Source organism: Pseudomonas ficuserectae, assembly GCF_024584585.1.
GTDB lineage: Bacteria > Pseudomonadota > Gammaproteobacteria > Pseudomonadales > Pseudomonadaceae > Aquipseudomonas > Aquipseudomonas amygdali.
In genome coordinates this window covers 2,860,436-2,881,271 of sequence record NZ_CP085684.1, presented here as the reverse complement: position 1 = coordinate 2,881,271, position 20,836 = coordinate 2,860,436, and the positions used below count along the sequence as shown (strand labels likewise).

Genomic DNA, 20,836 nt, shown 5'->3' with positions numbered 1-20,836 from the left:
ATAATGAATTCGGTAAAACGCGCGCAGCGCTCTGCTACGCCTGTTGTGGTCGACCCGATGAATTCTCGACAGTTCAGAAAACCTGAGCCCTGTTCAGGGCTCGGTCAGACAGCGTGCTTTGGCAACGACTCAGGCGTGCGGGTTACCCGGGGCCTTGGTAGGGACTGCATATTGCGGCTTGAGCTTGCCCTCGCTGTCGAGCAGCCAGGCATCGAGAATTTCCCGGACCACAGGGCCCGCGACTCGACCGCCCGCCTCGCCGTTCTCGATGGTCACAGATACCACGATCTTCGGATGGTCGGCCGGTGCGAAGCCGACGAACAAGGCGTTGTCACGGTTACGCTCCAGCGTCTTCAGGCGGTTGTAACGCTCACCCTGCTTGATCGCCACCACCTGCGCCGTACCGCTTTTGCCAGCGATGCGGTACTGCGCGCCCTTGGCGGCATCGCGCGCAATGCCGCGCGGGTCGTGCATGACCATCTGCATGCCGGTGTTGACCTGATTCCATTCATTGGGATCGCGCAGCACGATGTTTGGCATCGGGTGCTCATCAAGCGGCACGTCATGACCTACTTCCATCGCCAGGTGCGGCCGATGCCAGACGCCTTTGCTGGCAATCAGTGACGTGGCCTGGGCCAGTTGCAACGGCGTGACCTGCATATAGCCCTGGCCGATACCGAGAATCACCGTTTCGCCCGGGAACCACGCCTGGCGGCGTGTAGCGCGCTTCCATTCGCGGGACGGCATCAGCCCGGCCGATTCCTCGAACATGTCCAGCGAGACCTTCTGACCGATGCCGAACATGGTCATGTAGTCGTGCAGGCGGTCGATGCCGAGCTTGTGCGCGACAGTGTAAAAGTAGGTGTCATTGGAACGCATGATCGCTGTGTCCATATCCACCCAGCCATCGCCGCTGTGGTTCCAGTTGCGGTATTTGTGATCGAAGTCCGGCAGCTGGAAATAACCGGGGTCGAAGACCTTGGTCGAGGCTGTGACCACACCGCTGTCGAGACCAGCAATCGCCACCTCCGGCTTGACCGTCGAGCCCGGTGCGTAAAGGCCACGCAGCACCCGGTTGAACAGCGGCCGGTCAATGGAATCGCGCAGCGCAGCGTACTGCTTGAAGCTGATGCCGGTGACGAACAGGTTGGGGTCGAAGCTTGGTTTGCTGACCATCGCCAGCACTTCGCCGGTTTCCGGGTCCAGCGCAACCACCGAACCACGTCGATCACCCAGAGCGTTTTCAGCTGCGGCCTGCAAATGCGCGTCCAGCGTGAGGGTGATGTTCTTGCCCGGCACCGGGTCAGTATGTTTCAGCACCCGCAGCACGCGGCCCTGGGCGTTGGTTTCGACCTCTTCGTAGCCTACGTGGCCGTGCAGCTCGGATTCGTAGAAGCGCTCGATACCGGTCTTGCCGATGGATTGAGTGCCGCGATATTCGTTGTCGAGATGCGACGCTTCTTTTTCGTTGATACGTCCGACATAGCCAATCGAATGGGCAAAATGTGCGCCCAACGGGTAGTGACGAACGAACTGCGCTGCCACATCCACGCCCGGTAGCAGGTACTGATTGACCGCCAGTATGGCGATCTGCTCCTCGGTCAGCTCATAAAGCAGTGTTGCGGGCTCGAACGGGTGGCGAACCTGTTTCAGTTCCTTGTCGAACAGAATCCGGTCTTCGTCGGGCAACTCCAGCAGGGTCATCAGTTCATCGATCACCTTGTGCCAGTCACCGGCGCGCTCACGGGTCAGGGTCAGGTTGAAACTGGGGCGATTGTCAGCGAGCACTTCGCCATTGCGGTCAAAGATCAAACCGCGCTCGGGCGGGATCGGCAGCACGTGAACACGGTTGTTTTCGGAAATGGTCGAGTGATAGTCGAACTCGGTGACTTGCAGAAAATACATACGCGCGACCAGGCAGGCTGCCAGCAGACCGACCAGCACCGCGCAGGCAATCAGGCGCTGATTGACCAGCCGCGCCTCTTTTTCGTGGTCTTTCAGGGGAATTGGATTGGGCATTTCTACAGCTTCTCGGTGAAGGGCAAACGGCGCAACTAAACGTGTATATAAAGATTTCGGCGCGCACCATACCAAGAAGCGGCTGATTGCAGGCGATCAAGCCGACAATCGCAGGATGAAAAATCTGTCAGAAAAGACTCATTCGGGCGTGATCTGCAGCGTATTCGACGCTTCACGGGCCTGCATAATGCGCGGCAGATTGGTCTCGATCCAGGTGGCGAGTGTTTCAACCTGCAAGGCGACTTCTTCGCCCATCGGGGTCAGCCGGTATTGAACATGCGGCGGCACCACCGGCAGTGACTTGCGGCTGACGAAGCCGTCCTGCTCCAGGTGCTGCAGAGTTTGCGCGAGCATTTTCTCGCTGACCCCGCCAATTTTGCGCCGCACCTCGCTGAAACGATGCATGCCGCCGCGCAAAACCACCAGCACCAGCACGCCCCAACGGCTGCAAACATGGTTGAGCACAATCCGTGAAGGGCAATCAGTGGCCAGTACCTGCCCCTGACGAACGAAGGCCAGCATGGACTCGACCGTTTCAGACTGTGGACGCGAGGCAGATTCACTCATGACACTTACCTTTTTGTGCGTACTTACGAAAGGTAAGCATGATGACTATGCTGGCGCTTCCTTTCAACCTGATTCAAGGAATCCTTCCATGATCGTTGTCACCGGTGCCACTGGCCAGCTTGGCCGTATCGTCATTGAACAGCTGCTCACTCGTGTACCTGCCGGGCAGATCATTGCCGCAGTCCGCAGCCCGGAAAAGGCCAATGACCTCTCGGCAAAGGGCATTCAAGTTCGTCACGCCGACTATTCGCAGCCGTCGACGCTGGACAGCGCGTTTGCCGGTGCCGACAAAGTGCTGCTGATTTCTTCCAGCGAAGTGGGCCAGCGCCTGCCGCAGCACAAGGCCGTGGTTGATGCGGCGAAACGCGTCGGGGTCAAACTGCTGGCTTACACCAGTGTTCTGCATGCAGACGCCTCGGTACTGGGCCTGGCCAGAGAGCACCGCGAAACCGAAGACTACCTGCGCGCCAGCGGGCTGCCTTATGTCCTGCTGCGCAATGGCTGGTACACCGAAAACTACACAGCAGGCATTCCAGGCGCGCTGAGCCATGGCGCGGTCATGGGCTGTGCCGACGAGGGCCGCATCAGTTCGGCGTCGCGCCTCGATTACGCTGAAGCTGCGGCGGTGCTGCTGACCTCCGGCGAGGATCAGAGCGGTCGCGTGTACGAGCTGGCTGGTGACGATTCCTACACACTTGCTGAGTTCGCTGCCGAGCTTTCAAAGCAGGCCGGCAAGACTCTGCCTTACGTCAACCTGCCGCAAGCCGAATTCAAAGCCGCGCTGATCCAGGCAGGCTTGCCAGACTTCGTTGCGCAGTTGCTGGCTGATTCCGACGCGGCCGCAGCCAAAGGCGCGCTGTTCGATGACAGTCACCAGTTGAGCGCACTGATCGGCCGTCCGACCACCAGGCTCTCTGCAACCATCGCCCAGACCCTGCAAGGCTAAGCGCGGCAAACCCGATCGAATGATTTGCAAACGTGAGGGTCCCAGTTGTTACGAGGCATTGAGCCATCGCCTGATACCAAAGACTGGGAGTCTTTACATGAATAGCAAATCGTTGATCGCCTGCATGACCTTGCTCGGCTGCTTCTCCGCCGTCGCCCTGCCCGCTCACGCAGAGACGACGGACCCGAAAGTCACCGAATCCAAGGACAACGCCCATGAGCTGGAAGTAGGCTCCCGCGTTCCGGAAAAATATCGCCGCAGCGACCTGGAAGTGAAGGACTGGAAAAGTAAAGGCCTGGAAACACCCGCCAAGGAAAGCGAATGGGTAAAGATTAACGACAAGTACGTGCGTTTCCAGAAGGTCAATGGCCAGATTATGGACATCGTGCCGGCGAAGAAGTAAGGCTTACGCGCTTCGCTTTTTACGCTCTGCGTGAGCATGCCTGAGTGACGCAGCTCGTCACGATACGCATGCCGACGCAGAGCATTTGCGCTAGACGGTGCTTTTTAACGCACTGCGATACATCGGCATCGCGCTGGCACATGAGTTCAGCTACCCTCGGTGCTCTGCCGACGGGATATCAGCATGAGCACCATCCACTCCAGCGACTCGACCGCAACTCCCTTTTTCTGGCGCGATGAGTGTCTGCCTTCCATTGAGGCGCGCTCGGTAGAAGATGGCCGGCTGGTCTGCTATGCCCCGCATTCGCATGAGACTTTTTCCATCGGCGCGATTACCGCTGGGCAAAGCACCTATTTGCACGAAAAGAGCTCACAGCGCGTAACGGCAGGCACCGCGGTCCTGATGAACCCCGGAGATGTGCATGCCTGCAACCCGATCAACAATCAGCCGTGGTCGTACCTGATGCTTTATGTGGACAGCCATTGGCTAGGCGACATACAGCAGGATATAGGGCTGAACGCTGAATCCGGCTTTCAACCCCTGCCTTATACGCACACTAGCGATCCGCTACTGTTCGGTAAATTGACGGCGCTGTACCAGACCCTGACCGACGCAAAAGCCGATACGCTGCAAAAACATTGCACGGCGGTAGCGTTCTTCACCCTGATGCTGGAGACATTTGATGCTGCGCCAGCGCCGCCCCTCCAACTCTCCCCCCGAGTCACGCGCGCCGCTGAGTACATCAACGACAACTTCACCCGGCCCATCAAACTCGCCGACATCTGTGCTGCAGCCAACCTCTCAGCGTCATACCTGATTCGCTCGTTCGAGCAGCGTTATCACCTGACGCCGCATGCCTACTTGCTCAACCGCCGTATCCAGCACGCCCAAACACAGTTGAAAAGCGGCAAGATGATTGCCGACGTTGCGCAGGAAACCGGCTTTGCCGATCAAGCGCATTTTCAGCGTGAGTTTAAAAAACACCTGGCAGCGACACCGGGGCAGTATCGGTTGTGATTGCACGGGTCAGATCAACAGATACAACGCACAGCCAGCCAATAACAGCGCCATGATCCGGTTGAAAACACGCACGCTTGCCGCGCTGCACAAATAGTTGCTCAGAAAACTCCCGGCAAAGACCCAGCAACCCAGTGACAGGTAGCACACCACACAATAGATGGTTGCGAATTGCCAGATCAACGTGGCCTCGCCATTGGCAACAAAAACACCCATGCCTGCTATCGATGCCAGCCATGCCTTGGGGTTCAGCCATTGCATGACCGCCCCTTGTATCATCGAAGGACCGACTGCCTTATCGCCCAGGCTCAGTTGACCGTTGTCGGTTGCAAGCCGGAACGCCATATACAGCAGAAATGCCACGCCGGACCATTGAATGATTCGGGTCAGAAATGGCCATTGCTGCAAGGTTTCGTACAGGCCAAAACCGATGAGTAGCAGCAATAGGGTAAAGCCCAGCGTTGCACCCAGCACGTGGCGCATGCCCGGCCAGACCCCATAGCGCGCACCGGCACTAAACGCCACAATGTTGACCGGTCCCGGCGTGATGGACGAAGCCAGTGCAAACGCAGCCATGGAAATCAGCATAGTCATGGAACACCCCTTGAACATGATCAGAAATGACCAGCTCAAGGTAATGACGGCAATGAACAGCGTATTGAAGGAAATTGCTCACAATATTATTCCAGCCATCCGCTTCACCTAAAACCATTGCTTTTTTGTCCGCATACCTTACAAATGCAATGTTCTCAGTCTGTAACCTCACTGCCACCTTCTCTGCGAGCCTGCTCCATGTCCAGAACCGTCGCCATTGCCTTCGCCTGCCTGCTTTCATCAACGGCCCAGGCCGCCTGCCCCGCCGCGACCCCGGTCGATACAGCGCGCTGGGTCTACGAAAAGCATCAGGACTTCTACCTCAGTGGCAAAGGCTCGGCTGATTACCTGTCCAAGCCTTTGCTGGGCTTGCTGAAAAAAGACTGGGCCTGTCAGAACGGTGATCAGTGCGCAGTCAGCGCCAACCCCTGGACCGACGCGCAGGATGGCGATGTGCAGAAGCCCATCGACTGGAAGCTGGTGTCCAATTCCGACAAGCAGGCGGTGGTCGAGATGACCTACAACCTGGGCTACAAAGACGCCCCGCAGCAGCCGGTCACCAGCCAGACCACTCGTCTGTTGTTGACTAAAAATGCCAGCAGTTGCTGGGTGCTGGACAATCTTCAAGGGCCGCAGGGTGTCGCACTGATGCAGACCCTGGAGGAATTTCCTTACGAAGGTGATTGATCGGCCTTGAAACAATCCGTCATTCTCGGTATCACAGGCACTTGAATTTCACGAGCGAGCACCATGAATACCTTTGAGCAATCGATTATTGAGGCTGCGCAGGCCGCCACGCCCAATAACACCGATGCCGAACGCGAAGCTGCCAGAATTGCCGCCACGCAGGCAGTGGCCGAAATCATGTCCAGCCGCAGCGGGCTGGACCGTACCCTGGCATTGGCCGAGTTGCTGGATTCCTACTCGGAACATGACGATCAGGAAGACGATTAGGCTGGGCGGCAGCGGGCAAAAATTTATTACCTGTTTATTTACCTGCCACGCTAAAGAAAGCTACTGTAGCGGTCGATAATTCGATTGAGGGGGTTCATCACAGCCCCCATTCATTTAGTCATTCAGTGCGCTCGGATGCGACCTATAGGGGAACCATCCGTGCAAGTCGAACAACTGAAAGACATCCAGGCCTACGTCAGGCGCACCGCCGACGACCTTGAACGCGTCTCGGCCAATCTTGCCGGACATCTTTTGTACCTGGAGCGTACTTCTCGCCCGCATGAAGCACAGGAAGTCAGCGAGCGGATCGTCGGCTTGCGTGCGTCAGTCGATGGACTTCGTGGCGTGTTCCGGTAACTTACCATTTACCTTTCCCCGGCCTGCGACAGCGGCCTCGCTACTTCCTCCAGAGACTTGCGCTCGGCAGCCGCGCCCCATATCGACTGCACCAGCGCCGCGAACACCATCAACCCTGCCCCGATCAGATAGCTGATCAGCACATTGCTGCGTTCGCCGGTTTCTATCAACTCACCAAACAACGTAGGGCCTATCATCCCGCCCAGCCCCGTACCGAAGGCGTAGAACACCGCAATCGCCAATGCGCGGATTTCCAGCGGAAAGGTTTCGGCCACTGTCAGATAGGCCGAGCTGGCCGCTGCCGAAGCAAAGAAGAAAATCACCATCCAGGCAATAGCCTGCTGGGTTACGTCCAGCAGACCTTGCTCGAACATATAGCCACTGATCGCCAACAGCACGCCTGACACACCGTAGGTCAGGCTGATCATGACACGCCGCCCCACCACGTCAAACAACCTGCCCAGCAGCAGCGGACCGCAGAAATTACCCAGCGCCAGCGGCAACACATACCAACCGACGCGCTCGGACGGCACGCCATAGAAGTCGGTCAATACCAGTGCGTAAGTGAAGAAAATCGCATTGTAGAAAAAAGCCTGCGCCGTCAGCAGCGTCAGGCCAACCAGCGATCGCTGGCGAAACGTCACCAGCAAGGTTCTGGCAACCTCCCCCAGCGGCGTGTGGTCGCACACGTGCAGGCGCAAGGGTTTGCCCTGCACGGGAGACAGCACATGGCCCTGGCGCTGCAAATCGGCCTCTATCTGTTCAACGATCTTTTTCGCCTGCGTGGCCTGGCCGTGAATCAACAGCCAGCGTGGGCTCTCCGGCAGCCACAGACGCATCAGCAGCACCAGCAGGCCCAATACCGCACCGATCCCGAAACACAGGCGCCAGCCCAGTTCGGCACCTACCCATTGCGGATCGAGCAACACAATCGAGCCAATCGCGCCCAGCGCAGCACCCAGCCAGAACGTGCCATTGATGGTCAGGTCGACCCAGCCCCGGTAACGCGCCGGGGTAAATTCCTGGATCGTCGAATTGATTGCGGTGTACTCACCACCGATACCCATGCCGGTCAGAAAACGGAACAGCATGAAGCTCCAGACACTGAATGAAAACGCCGTGGCGGCCGTGGCACCGACGTACAGCAGCAAGGTGATGAAGAACAGTTTGCGACGCCCGAGACGGTCCGCCAGCCAGCCAAAAAATAACGCGCCGAGTACGGCACCGGCGATATACGCGGCACCCGCCAGGCCCACGTGACTGTTGGTCAGGTTGAGCGCCGGACTGGCTTTCAGAGCGCCAGCCACCGAGCCGGCAAGGGTCACTTCCAGACCATCGAGCAACCAGGTGATACCCAGCGCCACAACCAGTAAGGTGTGAAACCGCCCCCAGGGCAAGCGGTCCAGACGGGCCGGCAAATCGGTTTCGAACACTGCACCCTTTTCATCGGTTGTGGTCATTTCCGGCTCCCTGACAGCGAACATTGGTGTCAGGTTTGAGAGTGACTTACGGCGATCAAGTTCAGCTCACCCAGAACCACAGCAGCGTCAGATTGGCCGCCGAGATCAGACCGAACAGACCCCAGGCGGCAGTCTTGACCAACCGACTGTTGACGAACGGCCCCATCAACTGCGGATCACTGGTAAAGCGAATCAGCGGCCAGAGCGCAAACGGCAGTTGCAGGCTCAGCACCACCTGGCTGAGCACCAGCATCTTGCCGACCGAACTGTCACCCAGCCAGATCACACCGATCAGCGCCGGAATCAGTGCCAGTGCGCGAGTAATCAAGCGCCGCTGCCAGCAAGGAATTTTGGCCTGCAGAAAGCCTTCGAGCACCACCTGCCCGGCGATGGTCCCCGTGAACGTCGAACTTTGCCCTGCCGCCAGCAAGGCGACGCCGAACAGCACGCTGGCAATGGCACCGCCGACCAATGGATCAAGCAGGTGATAAGCGTCCTGAATCTCGACCACTTCGGTATGCCCGGTCTTGTGGAACGCCGCAGCCGCGAGGATCAGAATCGCCGCATTGATAAGCAGCGCAAGGCTCAGCGAACCGATAGTGTCCAGCCGGGCGTGGCGAATGGCAGTGGCCTTGCTGGCCAGGTCAGCACCATTAACCCGGGTCTGCACCACCGACGAATGCAGATAAAGGTTATGCGGCATGACCGTGGCACCCAGAATACCGATTGCGATATACAGCGGCTCCTGGCTGCTCAGTACATCCCAGCTCGGTTTCAGGCCCGCCACTACATCCGGCCAGAATGGCTTGATCAGAAACAGCTCGATGGCAAAACAACTGGCAATGGTTGCAATCAACCCCAGCACGATAGCTTCCAGACGCCGGAAATTGGCGCCCTGCAAGGCCAGCACGATCAGGGTATCGAAAGCGGTCAGCGCTACACCGGTGGTTATCGACACGCCCAGCAACAGATGAAACGCCAACGCCGCCCCCAGCACCTCTGCCAGATCGGTGGCGATGATCGACAGCTCTGCCAGCAGCCACTGGCCTTTGGCGACATTACGGCTGTAGCGGGCAGCAGACAGCTGCGCCAGATCACGCCCGGTGGCGATGCCAAGGCGGGAAGAAAGGTTTTGCAAGACCATTCCCGACAGACTGGCGAGCACCACCACAAACAACAATGAATAACCAAAGCGTGAACCGGCCTCGATAGCCGTCGCCCAGTTGCCGGGGTCCATGTAACCGATGGAAACCAGCAGGCCTGGCCCCACGAACAGCATCATCTTGCGTAGCAAGGATGCGTTCGGCGGGATGGTCACGCTGTCGGTGGTCGCCGATGGGCAGAAAGGGGCTGTTGCAGTGGTGGGCAGTTTGTACGTCACGGGAACCCGACAGGCAGAAAATCAAGACCCTCATCCTAAGGTTTTGCGACACATGTTGATACATCATTGGCGGCTTCATGCCTGCTGTTTTGACGCTTGCTGGTCTTTGAGGCTGGCGCTGCATTGCTAATCACAAGCTATTTCAACGGCGTACAGCCTGACCCAACCGGTATAAACACTCAAAAACCGCACCAACTAAACAATTATTAATCTTTTAGGGAAACTCTGAAAAAGACTTCCTAATTTGGCAAAATCTCCGGACACCAGTCGCCGAGCTTTTCGATGATGAAACAGATGACCTTCGCCGACGCCGAGTATGCCGGCAAGCGCAAGCAGACCCGTAAGGAATTGTTCCTGATCGAGATGGATCAGGTGGTGCCCTGGAAAGGTTTGATTGCCCTGATTGAGCCCTATTATCCAAAAGGAGAAGGTGGCCGGCCCGCCTACCCACTGATGGCGATGCTGCGTGTTCATCTGATGCAGAACTGGTTCGGCTACAGCGATCCGGCGATGGAAGAAGCGCTGTATGAGACGACCATCCTGCGTCAGTTTTCAGGCCTGAGCCTGGAGCGAATTCCAGACGAAACCACCATTCTCAACTTCCGTCGTCTGCTGGAAAAGCACGAGTTGGCGACCGGGATTCTCGGCGTAATTAATGGTTATCTGGGCGACCGTGGCTTGTCGTTGCGTCAAGGCACCATCGTCGATGCCACGCTGATTCACGCGCCCAGTTCGACCAAGAACAAGGATGGCAAACGCGATCCTGAGATGCATCAAACCAAGAAAGGTAACCAGTACTATTTCGGCGCCAAGGCTCACATCGGCGCCGACGACGAGTCAGGCCTGGTGCACAGCGTGGTAGTAACAGCGGCCAATGTGGCAGACGTCACGCAGGTTGCCAAACTGCTGCACGGCGAGGAAAACGTAGTCTGCGCCGACGCAGGTTACACCGGGGTCGAGAAGCGCGAAGAACACGCTGGGCGCAAGGTCATTTGGCAGATTGCCGCCCGCCGCAGCACTTACAAAAAGCACGGAAAACGCAGTATTTTGTACAAGGCGATCCGCAAAATCGAGAAGGCCAAGGCCCAGGTTCGCGCCAAGGTCGAGCATCCGTTTCGGGTCATCAAACGCCAGTTTGGCTATGAAAAAGTGCGCTTTCGGGGCTTGGCCAAGAACACCGCGCAGATGGTGACGTTGTTCGCCCTGTCAAACCTGTGGATGGCCCGCCGACATTTGTTGGCGAGCGCAGGAGAGGTGCGCGTGTAATGCAGGAAATGGTTACCGCAAAAGGCTTTGCAGCGGCCGAAAGAGCTAAAAAGCGAAGATAATTGAGCAAATTTCGACATGCATCGTTTTTTGAAAAGTGCTGAGGACTCGGTAGCCGGAAAACATCCGGCTACTTCAGACCTTCCTTAGGGGCCATTAACCGCATTAAAAGACCATTCATTACAAATTGTAAAGAGTACCATTCAGGCATCTACAAGAACTCAGGATGGCCATCGATGAACTCATCACCTCGCACAGGTGCACCCAAGGGCGAACAGCTGCGGGCAGCGTATATCTCGGCGCGTATTGATCGACTGCCTGCGGTTGCCACTATCTGGAAACTGGTCGCCCTGCTGTCTATCGCCGGTTTTTTCGAGCTTTACGACCTGTTTCAGACGGCCTATATCAGCCCCGGCCTGATTCGCGACGGAATCTTTGCCACGGGAAACCAGGGCCTGTTCGGCTTTTCCGATCAGGCAGCCTTTGCCTCGGCGACCTTTCTGGGTCTGTTTTTCGGTGCCAGTCTGGTTAGCCCGATTGCCGACCGTTACGGTCGCCGCGCAATTTTTACCTTCGCGCTGATCTGGTACACCATTGCCACGGTGATCATGGGTCTGCAGACCTCCGCTCTGGGCGTGATAGGCATGCGCTTTGTAGTGGGTATCGGCCTGGGCGTCGAGCTGGTGACCATCGACACTTACCTGTCGGAACTGGTACCCAAACGCATACGCAGTTCGGCGTTCGCCTTCGCATTTTTCATCCAGTTCCTGTCAGTCCCCAGCGTGGCGCTAATGTCATGGTGGCTGGTGCCCCAGGCACCCGTCGGCTTTTCCGGATGGCGCTGGGTGGTGATTGGCAGCGCGGTATTTGCGCTGTTTGTCTGGTGGCTGCGTTCAGCACTGCCAGAATCACCTCGCTGGCTGGCGCAGCAGGGGCGTTTCGACGAAGCCGAACTGATCATGGACGGAATTGAAGCACGTTGTATCAAAGACCAAGGCAAGCCGCTGGATGAACCTGAACCGGAGAAAGTCGCGCTGTCAGGCAACGGCCGCTTCGCTGATATGTGGCAACCGCCATACCGTCGTCGTGCACTGATGCTGATCGTATTTCACGTCTTCCAGGCCATTGGCTTCTTCGGCTTCGGTAACTGGCTGCCCGCCCTGCTTTCTGGCCAGGGCCTGAGTGTCACACACAGCCTGGGGTATGCGTTCGTGATCACGCTGGCCTACCCGCTCGGCCCGCTGCTGTTCGTGAAGTTTGCCAACCGCTTCGAGAACAAATGGCAAATCGTCGGCTCAGCGTTGGGAGCGATGATCTTCGGCAGCCTGTTTGCCTTCCAGACCAGCGCGGCAGGCCTTATTTTCTGCGGGATCATGATCACATTCTGCAACGCATGGCTGAGCTTCAGTTATCACTCGTATCAGGGCGAGTTGTTTCCGACCAACATCCGCGCACGTGCCGTGGGCTTTTGCTACTCGTTCAGCCGCCTGTCAACGGTGTTCAGCAGCCTGCTGATCGGGATTTTCCTCGACCACTTCGGCACACCGGGCGTACTGGCGTTCATCGTTGGCAGCATGCTGATCGTGATCATCACCATTGGCCGGTTCGGACCACGTACACGCAATCTGGCGCTGGAGCAGATAGCCCACCGTTGAGTGAACTGACCGAGGAGTGGGTTCAGGCCTGAGCCCACTCCACATTGGTGACACCAAAGTGTTCCGCATAAGGTTTGGACACTTTGGCGACTTTCTCCAAACGGTATTTCGGTATGCGCGCAAGACCCGCGTCGACACTTGCACAGTGCCATGCTTCAGCGTTGTCCATATTCTCGGTGCGTATATAAAAACTCTTGAACGAACCGTTCAGCAGATAATCAATGCGGTAATGCTTTGGAAGTGCCATTGAAAGCCTGATCCTTTTTTCAGCAGTGGCTTGAAGTATAGGTGACTGCATTCACTGCAAAGAAATTCATTCTTTTTTCAATATCGGCGACCAACGAACATCCCCATTCGGATATATCAGCGAATACCCAGGCGCTTGGCAAGTCGATTGAGATTGGCTCTGTCCACCGCTAAATCGCGCGCCACTTCTGCCCAACGGCCTTGATGTCGTTCAAGACAATCAACAATCAAAGAATGCTGAAAAGCATCCACCGACGCCTTGAGCCCTGCCCCCTGCACAGCCGCTGAAAGGGCTTTTTCAGCCGTGGGTAGTGGCGTGGCAGACGCCGAGCCGTCGAGACCCAGCGCTGGCCCTTCGACCGTCAGGATGCGCGGCTTTTGCGGATGGGCAGACAACGCCTTGAGCACCGCCCGGCTGATCAGGTGCTCCAGCTCACGAACGTTACCCGGCCAGGGGTGCGCGAGCAGCAGCCGCTGCGCCTCGGCGCTCAGGCGCAGCCCACGTAGCCCCATGCGCACACGGTTTTCCTCGAGAAAATAGCCGGCCAGCAGCAACACATCCCGTCCGCGCTCGCGCAGTGCTGGCACGAGCAGCGGGTAGACGCTCAATCGATGATAGAGATCCGCCCGAAACCGGCCGGAGCGCACTTCCTCGGCCAGATCACGATTGGTGGCAGCGATGATGCGCACATCCACATGGTGTTCCTGATCAGCACCGACCCGTTGCAACTGACCACTTTGCAGCACACGCAACAGCTTGGATTGCACCGACAATGGCAGCTCACCCACCTCGTCAAGGAACAACGTACCGCCATCCGCCAGCTCGAACCTGCCGCTACGCCCATTGACCGCCCCGGAAAAAGCGCCTTTGACATGCCCGAACAATTCGCTTTCGACCAGCATTTCAGGCAGCGCGGCGCAGTTGAGGCTGATCAGCGGCTTGTGTGCCCGCGGCGAGTGCAGATGGATGGACTCGGCCACCAACTCCTTGCCGACACCGGTTTCACCCATGACCAGTACCGTCAGCGGGCTGTTGCCGACCAGTTCAATCTCCTGCTGCATACGCTGGTGAACCGCACTCTGGCCAATCAGCTCGCGAGGCGTTCGCCCTCCGGCAGCGCGCTTGTAGACCTCGGCCAACTGGCGCTGATCTTCAAAACCCCGCGCCAACTGGTTGATGCGCTCGCCCGCCATGACCGTTGCCGCAGCGAGACTGGCGAAGGCCTGCAGGTTATCCAGATCGACGCTGCCAAAGCTGGAGGGGTCCAGCCAATCCAGGGTAATGAGCCCCCAGGGCCGCCCCTGAACAGACAGCACGCAGCCCAGGCAATCATGCACTTCCAACGCGCCATGACCGTCGACCAGACCGTCATAAGGGTCGGGTAAATCGCAATCGGCAGCAAAGCGCAGCGGCCCGTCACTCGCAAGCAACGCCTCGAAGCGAGGATGCTCGCTGACCCGGAAGCGACGACCGAGCGCGTCCGGGCTGAGACCGTCGACCGCCAGCGGAATCAACACATCACCTTCAAGCCTGAGCAGTGCTGTAGCGTCGCAAGGCAGCCAGTGGCGCAGCGAGCACAGCAGACGCCGATAACGCTCTTCGTCCGGCAGTTCTCTGGACAGGTCGGACACCAACGGTATCAGCTCACGCAACAGGGGGTGGGTCATTACGACTCCAGCAGACGGCCAAAAAAGGCGTCATTATGACTCGCCAGGCTGAATAAGTGGTCACCGCGATGTTTATCCAGGCTCGCCCGTTCTGGCACCGTATGTCGAACACGTTGTATCAACGCGCGAATCAGAGCTACCGCCGTTAATCAGCCCTGTGAAATGACTCATTAACTTTACAGTTGCCGTACCAGATTCCGTTATTTGACCAATCAATGAATCAATAGCGTTCATGCAATTACAGTTGCCCGATCCTTAATTTTTCTGACGCCACAGGCACGGCTGAATGATGGATATTGTTTAATTTTATTGATGTGGCGATTGTCCGGTCTTGTTCCATAGTGCGCTCACTTTTACAGGAGCAACTGTTCATGCCCGGTACTCAAGGAAGAGCTCTTGAGGTTGATACACCTCTGGTTGTCGACCTCGATGGAACGCTGCTGCGTTCAGATCTGCTGTTTGAAACCGCAGTAGCTTTTATCCGCGGCCGACCACTACAGGTATTCAGGATTTTTACCTGGCTGTTACAAGGCAAGGCGCCCCTCAAGCAAGGGCTGGCTCTGGGCACCGACATCGACGTTGCGTTACCGCCCTACGATGCTGCGGTCATCGCTTATATCCAGACCAGTCGGCAGCACGGGCGCAGGGTGGTTATGGCAACGGCCTCTCACGAAACCCTTGCCAACCAGATTGCAGCACACCTGCAAACGTTTGATCAGGTCTGGGCCTCGGACGGTAAAACCAATCTTTCTGCCCATCACAAACGCGATTTGCTGGTCAGCCATTATGGTGAGGGCGGCTTTGATTACATCGGTAATTCCCGGGACGACCTGTGCATCTGGAAAGTCTCACGCAAGGCCATCGTCGCCAGCCCGCTCGCAGGTGTGGAACGCGCGGCGCGGGCACAAGGAAACGTCGAACAGGTGATCAAATCCACATCGTCCCGACGCAGTGCGTGGTACAAGGCGTTGCGCCTCCACCAATGGCTGAAAAACACACTGATTTTTGTGCCCCTGCTCGCTGCTCACCAAGTCCAGAGCACGCAATTGCTGCTCGACGGATTGCTGGCATTTTTGTGTTTCGGGCTCTGCGCATCAAGCGTTTACCTGCTCAATGACCTGCTTGATCTGGCAGATGACCGCCACCATCGAAGCAAACGCGAGCGCCCATTCGCCAGCGGTCAATTGTCGATCGAATCCGGCTTACTGGTGATCCCGCTGTTGCTTGCAGCAGCCTTCGCCGGCGCGGCAATCATGTTGCCATGGCAATTTGCGGCGGTGCTGGCTGCCTATTACTTGCTGACGCTGGTCTACTCGCTTTACCTCAAGAGCCACATGGCAGTGGACGTCATTGTTCTGGCGATGCTCTACACCACGCGCATCCTGGCCGGTGCAGCGGCGTTTCAGTTGCCGCTGACGTTCTGGATTCTGGCATTTTCAATGTTTCTGTTTCTCAGCCTCGCGCTGGTCAAGCGCTATGCCGAACTGCGCGACGCGAGGCTGTGCGATGTGACCGTCAAGACACGCGGCCGCGGCTACTACCCGGGCGATCTGGACATGATCGCCTCCCTGGGTGCATCGTCGGGCAATCTGGCGGTAATGGTCCTGGCGCTTTACATCCATGAGGGCGCGACGGTTGCCCTGTATCAGCATCCGCATGTGATCTGGCTGGCCTGCCCGTTGCTGTTGTTCTGGATCACTCGGATCTGGATGCTCACCCATCGCGGCCAGATGAACGAGGACCCGGTAGTTTTCGCAATCCGCGACCGGATCAGCCAGGGGATCGGTTTTCTGTTCCTGCTGGTGTTCTGGATCGCCGCATGAGCGCGCCTCTCTACTCCTGGGGGCGCTACCCGCAGGTTGCCCAGCAAGGTCATGACTGTGAGGCGGTAAATCGCTTGCCGGCGCACATCTCGGAAACACTTGCGCACCATCACACCAGCCTGCCGTTCGGCAACGGCCGTAGCTACGGCGACAGTTGTCTGGCCAGCAGTGGTCACGTACTGGACATGCGCAAGCTGGATCGCTTCATCGCCGCAGACTGGCAGCACGGCGTGGTGCAACTGGAAGCAGGCATGACCCTGTCACAACTGCTGGCGGCAGCAATCCCGCGCGGCTGGTTTCTACCGGTCACACCGGGCACGCAGTTTGTGACGATAGGCGGCGCACTTGCCAACGACGTGCACGGCAAGAATCATCATCTACGCGGCACCTTCGGCTGTCATGTCATGCGTTTCGAATTGATCCGTCATGGCGAGCCGCCGATGGTTTGTTCGGCCGTGGAAAACCCTTTGTTTTTCGCTGCCAGCATCGGCGGCCTGGGCTTGACCGGCGTTATCAGTCGGGTCGAGCTGCAATTGATGCCGATCCGTACCAGTCAGATCAACAGCACGGTGGTGCGCTTCGCCAATCTGGCAGAATTTTTTACCCTGTCGCACGAGCTGGACGCGCAGCACGAATACAGCGTGGCCTGGATTGATTGCCTGGCGCGAGGCAGTAATAGCGGCCGTGGCGTGTACATCGTCGGCGACCACGCTCGTTACGGGTCGCTAACGGCCGATGCGCCCAAGCGTCTGAGCATACCGTTCATTGCCCCGCTTTCACTGGTCAACCATCTGTCCTTGCGTGCATTCAATTCGATCTACTGGCACGCCCATCCACAACAGGCCAAGGCCCACCGCAGCGCTTGCGAAGCGTTCTTCTACCCGCTGGATCGCATCCAGCACTGGAATCGTCTTTATGGTCGCAAAGGGTTTCAGCAATACCAGTGCGTGATCCCCGAGCATTGCGCGCCCAAGGCCATGCAACTGCTGCTCGATGCGATTGCTGCATCGGGCCGGGGTTCATTCCTTGCGGTACTCAAGCGCTGCGGCGATATCGCTTCGCCGGGGCTGCTGTCCTTCCCGATGCCGGGTACTTCGCTGGCACTGGATTTTTCGCAGACGCGCGAGCTGGCCGAAACACTGTTCCCACGCCTGGATGCCATTGTCCGTGAAGCGGGTGGACGTCTATATCCGGCAAAAGATGCACACATGACCGGGAGCGATTTCCGCCAGGCCTATCCAGCCTGGGAACAACTTGAAGCCCTGCGTGACCCTTCCTTGATGTCCCGCTTCTGGAAACGAGTGATGCCATGAAAAAAATTCTGATCATCGGCGCGACATCAGCCATCGCCCACGCCTGTGCCCGACTCTGGGCCGCGCAGGGCTGTGATTTTTTTCTGGTGGCGCGCGACATGGAGAAGCTCGACAGCAATGCAGCCGATCTCAAGGCGCGCGGTGCCGGGCGTATCGACACACACCGACTGGACGTTACGCACTTTTCAGGGCACCCGGCGATGCTGGCCGACTGTCTGGCTGCATTGGGGCAGATCGATATCGTCCTGTTGGCTCACGGCACCCTGCCCGACCAGAAGGCCTGCGAGCAATACGCAGGCCTGGCCATACAGGAATTCATCACCAACGGTGCATCGGTTATTGCCTTGCTGACCCTGCTGGCCAGGCATTTCGAAGTGCAGCGCTGCGGCACACTGGCAGTGCTTTCCTCCGTCGCTGGTGATCGAGGACGCCCTTCCAATTACCTGTACGGCTCGGCCAAGGCTGCCGTCTCGACGTTCTGCGACGGGTTGCAGGCGCGGATGTTCAAGCTCGGCGTACATGTAGTGACCATCAAGCCGGGTTTTGTCGACACGCCCATGACCCACGGCCTGCCGTTGCCTGCCTTGCTGGTTGCGCAACCGGCAGCTGTTGCCGAGCGCATCGTCAAGGGCATCGCACGCCGGTCTACAAGCCTTTATGCGCCGGGCTTCTGGGCATGGATCATGTGGGTGATTCGCGCGATTCCACAGCCATTATTCAAAAGGCTCGACCTTTGAGCGACATGCCGCTGCTGTCAGGCTGGCGCTATCGGGCGGTGCTGCTATCGGTCGTCTTCTCGGCACTGGGCTATCTGGGATTTTCCCTGTGGGGCGGCTGGCAGGCAGTCAGCGCAGCAACCGGCAAGGTCGGGGTGCAGGGCGTTGGCTTGGTCTTGCTGATGTCGGCAATCAACTACGCGCTGCGCTTCGGACGCTGGCAGCTTTACCTTGAGGTGCTGGGGCATCCGCTTGCCTGGCGGCAAAGCCTGTGGATCTACCTGGCCGGCTTCGCCCTGACAACCACGCCCGGCAAGGCCGGCGAAGCACTGCGTGGCGTATTGCTCAGGCCGCTGGGCGTACCGTACCCACAAAGTTTTGCTGCATTTTTCAGCGAACGCCTGTCCGATCTGCTGGCCATCGTGCTGCTGACGCTGTTCGGTTTGTCGTGGTACCCGCAGGCGCAACCCATGATTTTTATCGGCCTGGCGCTGGTTCTGGCGGGGCTGCTGGTGCTGTCTCAGGGTCATTTGCTGAAGCGCATGCGAGGTGCGCTGCCGACGGAGAAGAGCACACGACTGCACAGGCTGCGGCGGCAGCTGTTCGACATCCTGCTCGCCGCCCGTCAATGCCTGCACGGAAGAGTGTTGCTGACCGCCAGCCTGCTCAGTCTGCTTGCCTGGAGCGCCGAGGCACTAGCGTTTTACTGGATGCTTGGCTGGATAGGCGCGCAGATCCCACTGACGTTTGCCGTGTTCACCTATGCACTGGCAATGCTCGCAGGAGCGTTGAGCTTCATGCCGGGTGGCCTGGGCAGTGCCGAAGCAGTGATGGTTGGGCTGCTGATGTTCAAGGGCATGCCTGGGGCAGACGCGATTGCCGCCACGCTGCTGATACGTCTGGCGACCCTGTGGTTCGCAGTGGCGATCGGTGCCGTGATGCTTTCCCGATTCAACGCTGCACCACCGGGACGTCAGCCTTGAGGCAGTAAAGCAGGCACCCGACACCTTTTGTTCACCTCACGGAGGAGCTGTTCAATGCCACCCGATTCGCGCACTTCGATTGCTATGCCCCTATTTCTGCTGGGTGCCGCCATCGCCGCAAGTTTTCTGGCCTCCAGCGGGCCGGTGCAATGGATGGACAATGGCATGTTTCTGGCCAACGCCCGCGAAGGCCATTATTTCAGTCAGTCGCTCGGACCGCTGGAGCATCCGCTTTATCAACTGATCAACTCGGTATTCTTCACACTGTTCGGCTCACGCGCGCTCAGCCTGCTGAATTCGTTACTCCTCGTGCCGTTGGCATGGATTGTCTATCGACTGGCGCAAAGCCTCGGCGCCGGGCCGCGTCAGGCCGTACTCGCTGGCGCAGCGACGGTATTGGCGCACGGAGTGTTCTGGGTGTCGACCAAAGCCGAGGTTTACCTGCTGCACACGCTGTTCGTACTGCTGGCTTATACGCTGCAGTTCAATGACAGTAACCGTCTGACGCCGCTGAAAAAGCTGTTCATGATTGGCGTGCTGACTGGAATGGCGGCCTCGACTCATCAACTGACCTTCGTGGTCCTGCTGCCGCTGTACCTGCATCTGCTGTACCTGTATAAAGCGCGCGTTTTGATCACCCTGCCCGGCTTCATGCTCGGCTTCGCAACGGCGGCTGTCGCGGTGTTCAATGATCTGAACACCGGATTGGGCCTGCTGGATATTGCTCGACGTTACCTGACCGGTGCGTCCGCGATCATTGCGGGGCCGGAGTGGCAAGGCAGCCTGTTGCGTTTCGACGAACTTCTTGAGGAGAGGAACGCAGCCATACTGGTGCTGCTGTCACTGATAGGGCCGCAGTTGGCGGGGCTGCTGCTGTTTCCCAGGAGAGTCGGCTGCGGTTGTTGTGGAGTGCGGCGCTGTTGAATCTGGTTTTTGCCATTTCCTATAACGTGACCGACCGTTTCACCTTTTTTCTACCCGGCGTGGCGATGCTGAGCATCATCGGCATGATTCAGCTGCGGCGGGTTTTGCCACACAATATGACACGCAGCACCTTGCTCAATCTCTCGGTATTGTCCTCGCCGACAGTGGTTCTGTTGGCGTATTCACTTTACGCAAACGGGGTCATACATTTTCCTGAGCATAAGGAGAAGCTGCCCTACCGCGACGATATCCGTTATTTCATGGTGCCTTACCTGCGCGACCGCTCTGCCGAGCAGTTCGTGCGCGCCTATGAACAGGTCGTGCCCAACGGTGCGTTGATCATCGCCGACTGGACACCGATGGGTGCCATGCGCTCCGGGCAAGCCATCGGGCTGCTTGGCGGTCGCAGGCTGGCCATGTGCGACGACAACGTTGCCATTCGAGCGGCCTTGAACAGCAACGGCGTCTATCTGCCACGGTTGAGCTATTGCGGGACGCTTACACAGCACTACCGGCTGGAAGAACGGGACTGTCAGAAATTTTG

General features: G+C 58.1%; 19 protein-coding genes and 1 pseudogene. 13 read left to right on the top strand and 7 right to left on the bottom strand.

Translation table 11 applies throughout. The features are described 5' to 3' along the window. Window positions 1–129: 129 nt before the first annotated feature. The gene (gene mrdA / locus LJU29_RS12635) at window positions 130–2,019 is read right to left on the bottom strand and encodes a penicillin-binding protein 2 (protein ID WP_122321809.1); all 1,890 of its coding nucleotides are present in this window, start codon (window positions 2,017–2,019) and stop codon (window positions 130–132) included. Window positions 2,020–2,157: 138 nt separating this feature from the next. Further along, window positions 2,158–2,586, bottom strand: a complete 429-nt coding sequence (locus tag LJU29_RS12630) for a winged helix-turn-helix transcriptional regulator (RefSeq protein WP_011168830.1) — start codon at window positions 2,584–2,586, stop codon at window positions 2,158–2,160. Window positions 2,587–2,674: 88 nt separating this feature from the next. Between LJU29_RS12630 and LJU29_RS12625 the strand changes: the two genes are divergently transcribed. The 3 genes from LJU29_RS12625 (at window position 2,675) to LJU29_RS12615 (ending at window position 4,952) form a co-directional block, all read left to right on the top strand. Next, window positions 2,675–3,532: an SDR family oxidoreductase gene (locus tag LJU29_RS12625; protein WP_054995897.1), complete on the top strand. Its 858-nt coding sequence runs from the start codon at window positions 2,675–2,677 to the stop codon at window positions 3,530–3,532. A 97-nt stretch (window positions 3,533–3,629) separates the two neighbouring features. Continuing rightward, window positions 3,630–3,935: an RcnB family protein gene (locus LJU29_RS12620; RefSeq protein ID WP_122321805.1), complete on the top strand. Its 306-nt coding sequence runs from the start codon at window positions 3,630–3,632 to the stop codon at window positions 3,933–3,935. 183 nt (window positions 3,936–4,118) lie between these two features. Next, on the top strand, window positions 4,119–4,952 hold the full coding sequence (locus LJU29_RS12615; RefSeq protein WP_054996015.1) for an AraC family transcriptional regulator: 834 nt from the start codon (window positions 4,119–4,121) through the stop codon (window positions 4,950–4,952). A 9-nt stretch (window positions 4,953–4,961) separates the two neighbouring features. Here LJU29_RS12615 and LJU29_RS12610 read toward each other — a convergent pair whose 3' ends face one another. After that, the gene (locus LJU29_RS12610; protein ID WP_004667690.1) at window positions 4,962–5,546 is read right to left on the bottom strand and encodes a LysE family translocator; all 585 of its coding nucleotides are present in this window, start codon (window positions 5,544–5,546) and stop codon (window positions 4,962–4,964) included. 198 nt (window positions 5,547–5,744) lie between these two features. Between LJU29_RS12610 and LJU29_RS12605 the strand changes: the two genes are divergently transcribed. The 3 genes from LJU29_RS12605 to LJU29_RS12595 all read left to right on the top strand — a co-directional run bounded on the left by LJU29_RS12605 (window position 5,745) and on the right by LJU29_RS12595 (window position 6,857). Beyond that, complete coding sequence (locus tag LJU29_RS12605) at window positions 5,745–6,233, top strand: DUF3828 domain-containing protein (protein ID WP_005733540.1); 489 nt, start codon at window positions 5,745–5,747, stop codon at window positions 6,231–6,233. 63 nt (window positions 6,234–6,296) lie between these two features. After that, a complete protein-coding gene (locus LJU29_RS12600; RefSeq protein WP_002553810.1) occupies window positions 6,297–6,500 on the top strand; it encodes a hypothetical protein in 204 nt (67 codons plus the stop codon). Between the two features lie 159 nt (window positions 6,501–6,659). Then, window positions 6,660–6,857 (top strand): hypothetical protein, encoded by a 198-nt coding sequence (locus LJU29_RS12595; RefSeq protein WP_002553811.1) that lies wholly within the window; start codon window positions 6,660–6,662, stop codon window positions 6,855–6,857. Between the two features lie 8 nt (window positions 6,858–6,865). On the opposite strand, the gene LJU29_RS12590 is transcribed toward LJU29_RS12595, so the two are convergent. After that, a complete protein-coding gene (locus LJU29_RS12590; RefSeq protein WP_257112512.1) occupies window positions 6,866–8,317 on the bottom strand; it encodes an MFS transporter in 1,452 nt (483 codons plus the stop codon). Between the two features lie 61 nt (window positions 8,318–8,378). Then, complete coding sequence (locus LJU29_RS12585) at window positions 8,379–9,686, bottom strand: Nramp family divalent metal transporter (protein WP_371321915.1); 1,308 nt, start codon at window positions 9,684–9,686, stop codon at window positions 8,379–8,381. Between the two features lie 297 nt (window positions 9,687–9,983). On the opposite strand from LJU29_RS12585, the gene LJU29_RS12580 reads away from it, so the two are divergent. Both LJU29_RS12580 and LJU29_RS12575 read left to right on the top strand, forming a co-directional pair. Beyond that, window positions 9,984–10,964: an IS5-like element ISPsy2 family transposase gene (locus tag LJU29_RS12580; RefSeq protein ID WP_054078085.1), complete on the top strand. Its 981-nt coding sequence runs from the start codon at window positions 9,984–9,986 to the stop codon at window positions 10,962–10,964. 236 nt (window positions 10,965–11,200) lie between these two features. Further along, the gene (locus LJU29_RS12575; protein WP_257112511.1) at window positions 11,201–12,619 is read left to right on the top strand and encodes an MFS transporter; all 1,419 of its coding nucleotides are present in this window, start codon (window positions 11,201–11,203) and stop codon (window positions 12,617–12,619) included. A 22-nt stretch (window positions 12,620–12,641) separates the two neighbouring features. Here LJU29_RS12575 and LJU29_RS12570 read toward each other — a convergent pair whose 3' ends face one another. Next, window positions 12,642–12,866 carry a DUF6555 family protein gene (locus tag LJU29_RS12570; RefSeq protein WP_004658504.1) on the bottom strand — a complete coding sequence of 75 codons (225 nt, stop codon included), beginning with the start codon at window positions 12,864–12,866 and terminating at the stop codon, window positions 12,642–12,644. 116 nt (window positions 12,867–12,982) lie between these two features. Further along, window positions 12,983–14,533: a nitric oxide reductase transcriptional regulator NorR gene (gene norR / locus LJU29_RS12565; RefSeq protein WP_257112510.1), complete on the bottom strand. Its 1,551-nt coding sequence runs from the start codon at window positions 14,531–14,533 to the stop codon at window positions 12,983–12,985. A gap of 371 nt (window positions 14,534–14,904) precedes the next feature. Here norR and LJU29_RS12560 point away from each other — a divergent pair, with 371 nt between their 5' ends. The 5 genes and pseudogenes from LJU29_RS12560 to LJU29_RS12540 all read left to right on the top strand — a co-directional run. Continuing rightward, the gene (locus LJU29_RS12560) at window positions 14,905–16,356 is read left to right on the top strand and encodes a UbiA family prenyltransferase (RefSeq protein WP_257112509.1); all 1,452 of its coding nucleotides are present in this window, start codon (window positions 14,905–14,907) and stop codon (window positions 16,354–16,356) included. Next, on the top strand, window positions 16,353–17,669 hold the full coding sequence (locus tag LJU29_RS12555) for an FAD-binding oxidoreductase (protein WP_257112508.1): 1,317 nt from the start codon (window positions 16,353–16,355) through the stop codon (window positions 17,667–17,669). The genes LJU29_RS12560 and LJU29_RS12555 overlap by 4 nt, the downstream gene beginning before the upstream one ends. Further along, window positions 17,666–18,406, top strand: a complete 741-nt coding sequence (locus tag LJU29_RS12550; protein ID WP_057454605.1) for an SDR family oxidoreductase — start codon at window positions 17,666–17,668, stop codon at window positions 18,404–18,406. The genes LJU29_RS12555 and LJU29_RS12550 overlap by 4 nt, the downstream gene beginning before the upstream one ends. Continuing rightward, window positions 18,403–19,368, top strand: a complete 966-nt coding sequence (locus tag LJU29_RS12545; RefSeq protein ID WP_057454606.1) for a lysylphosphatidylglycerol synthase transmembrane domain-containing protein — start codon at window positions 18,403–18,405, stop codon at window positions 19,366–19,368. Before LJU29_RS12550 ends, LJU29_RS12545 begins: the two co-directional genes overlap by 4 nt. Window positions 19,369–19,422: 54 nt before the next feature. Next, a pseudogene (locus LJU29_RS12540) lies at window positions 19,423–20,819 on the top strand (DUF2723 domain-containing protein); the annotation flags it as partial. Between the last annotated feature and the right edge of the window lie 17 nt (window positions 20,820–20,836).

Coding starts and splice junctions, on each gene's coding strand:
- norR (WP_257112510.1), bottom strand. CDS start 14,533: ATGACCCACCCCCTGTTGCGTGAGCTGATACCGTTGGTGTCCGACCTG.
- LJU29_RS12590 (WP_257112512.1), bottom strand. CDS start 8,317: ATGACCACAACCGATGAAAAGGGTGCAGTGTTCGAAACCGATTTGCCG.
- LJU29_RS12630 (WP_011168830.1), bottom strand. CDS start 2,586: ATGAGTGAATCTGCCTCGCGTCCACAGTCTGAAACGGTCGAGTCCATG.
- LJU29_RS12605 (WP_005733540.1), top strand. CDS start 5,745: ATGTCCAGAACCGTCGCCATTGCCTTCGCCTGCCTGCTTTCATCAACG.
- LJU29_RS12610 (WP_004667690.1), bottom strand. CDS start 5,546: ATGACTATGCTGATTTCCATGGCTGCGTTTGCACTGGCTTCGTCCATC.
- LJU29_RS12570 (WP_004658504.1), bottom strand. CDS start 12,866: ATGGCACTTCCAAAGCATTACCGCATTGATTATCTGCTGAACGGTTCG.
- mrdA (WP_122321809.1), bottom strand. CDS start 2,019: ATGCCCAATCCAATTCCCCTGAAAGACCACGAAAAAGAGGCGCGGCTG.
- LJU29_RS12580 (WP_054078085.1), top strand. CDS start 9,984: ATGAAACAGATGACCTTCGCCGACGCCGAGTATGCCGGCAAGCGCAAG.
- LJU29_RS12560 (WP_257112509.1), top strand. CDS start 14,905: ATGCCCGGTACTCAAGGAAGAGCTCTTGAGGTTGATACACCTCTGGTT.
- LJU29_RS12575 (WP_257112511.1), top strand. CDS start 11,201: ATGAACTCATCACCTCGCACAGGTGCACCCAAGGGCGAACAGCTGCGG.
- LJU29_RS12550 (WP_057454605.1), top strand. CDS start 17,666: ATGAAAAAAATTCTGATCATCGGCGCGACATCAGCCATCGCCCACGCC.
- LJU29_RS12615 (WP_054996015.1), top strand. CDS start 4,119: ATGAGCACCATCCACTCCAGCGACTCGACCGCAACTCCCTTTTTCTGG.
- LJU29_RS12620 (WP_122321805.1), top strand. CDS start 3,630: ATGAATAGCAAATCGTTGATCGCCTGCATGACCTTGCTCGGCTGCTTC.
- LJU29_RS12600 (WP_002553810.1), top strand. CDS start 6,297: ATGAATACCTTTGAGCAATCGATTATTGAGGCTGCGCAGGCCGCCACG.
- LJU29_RS12625 (WP_054995897.1), top strand. CDS start 2,675: ATGATCGTTGTCACCGGTGCCACTGGCCAGCTTGGCCGTATCGTCATT.
- LJU29_RS12555 (WP_257112508.1), top strand. CDS start 16,353: ATGAGCGCGCCTCTCTACTCCTGGGGGCGCTACCCGCAGGTTGCCCAG.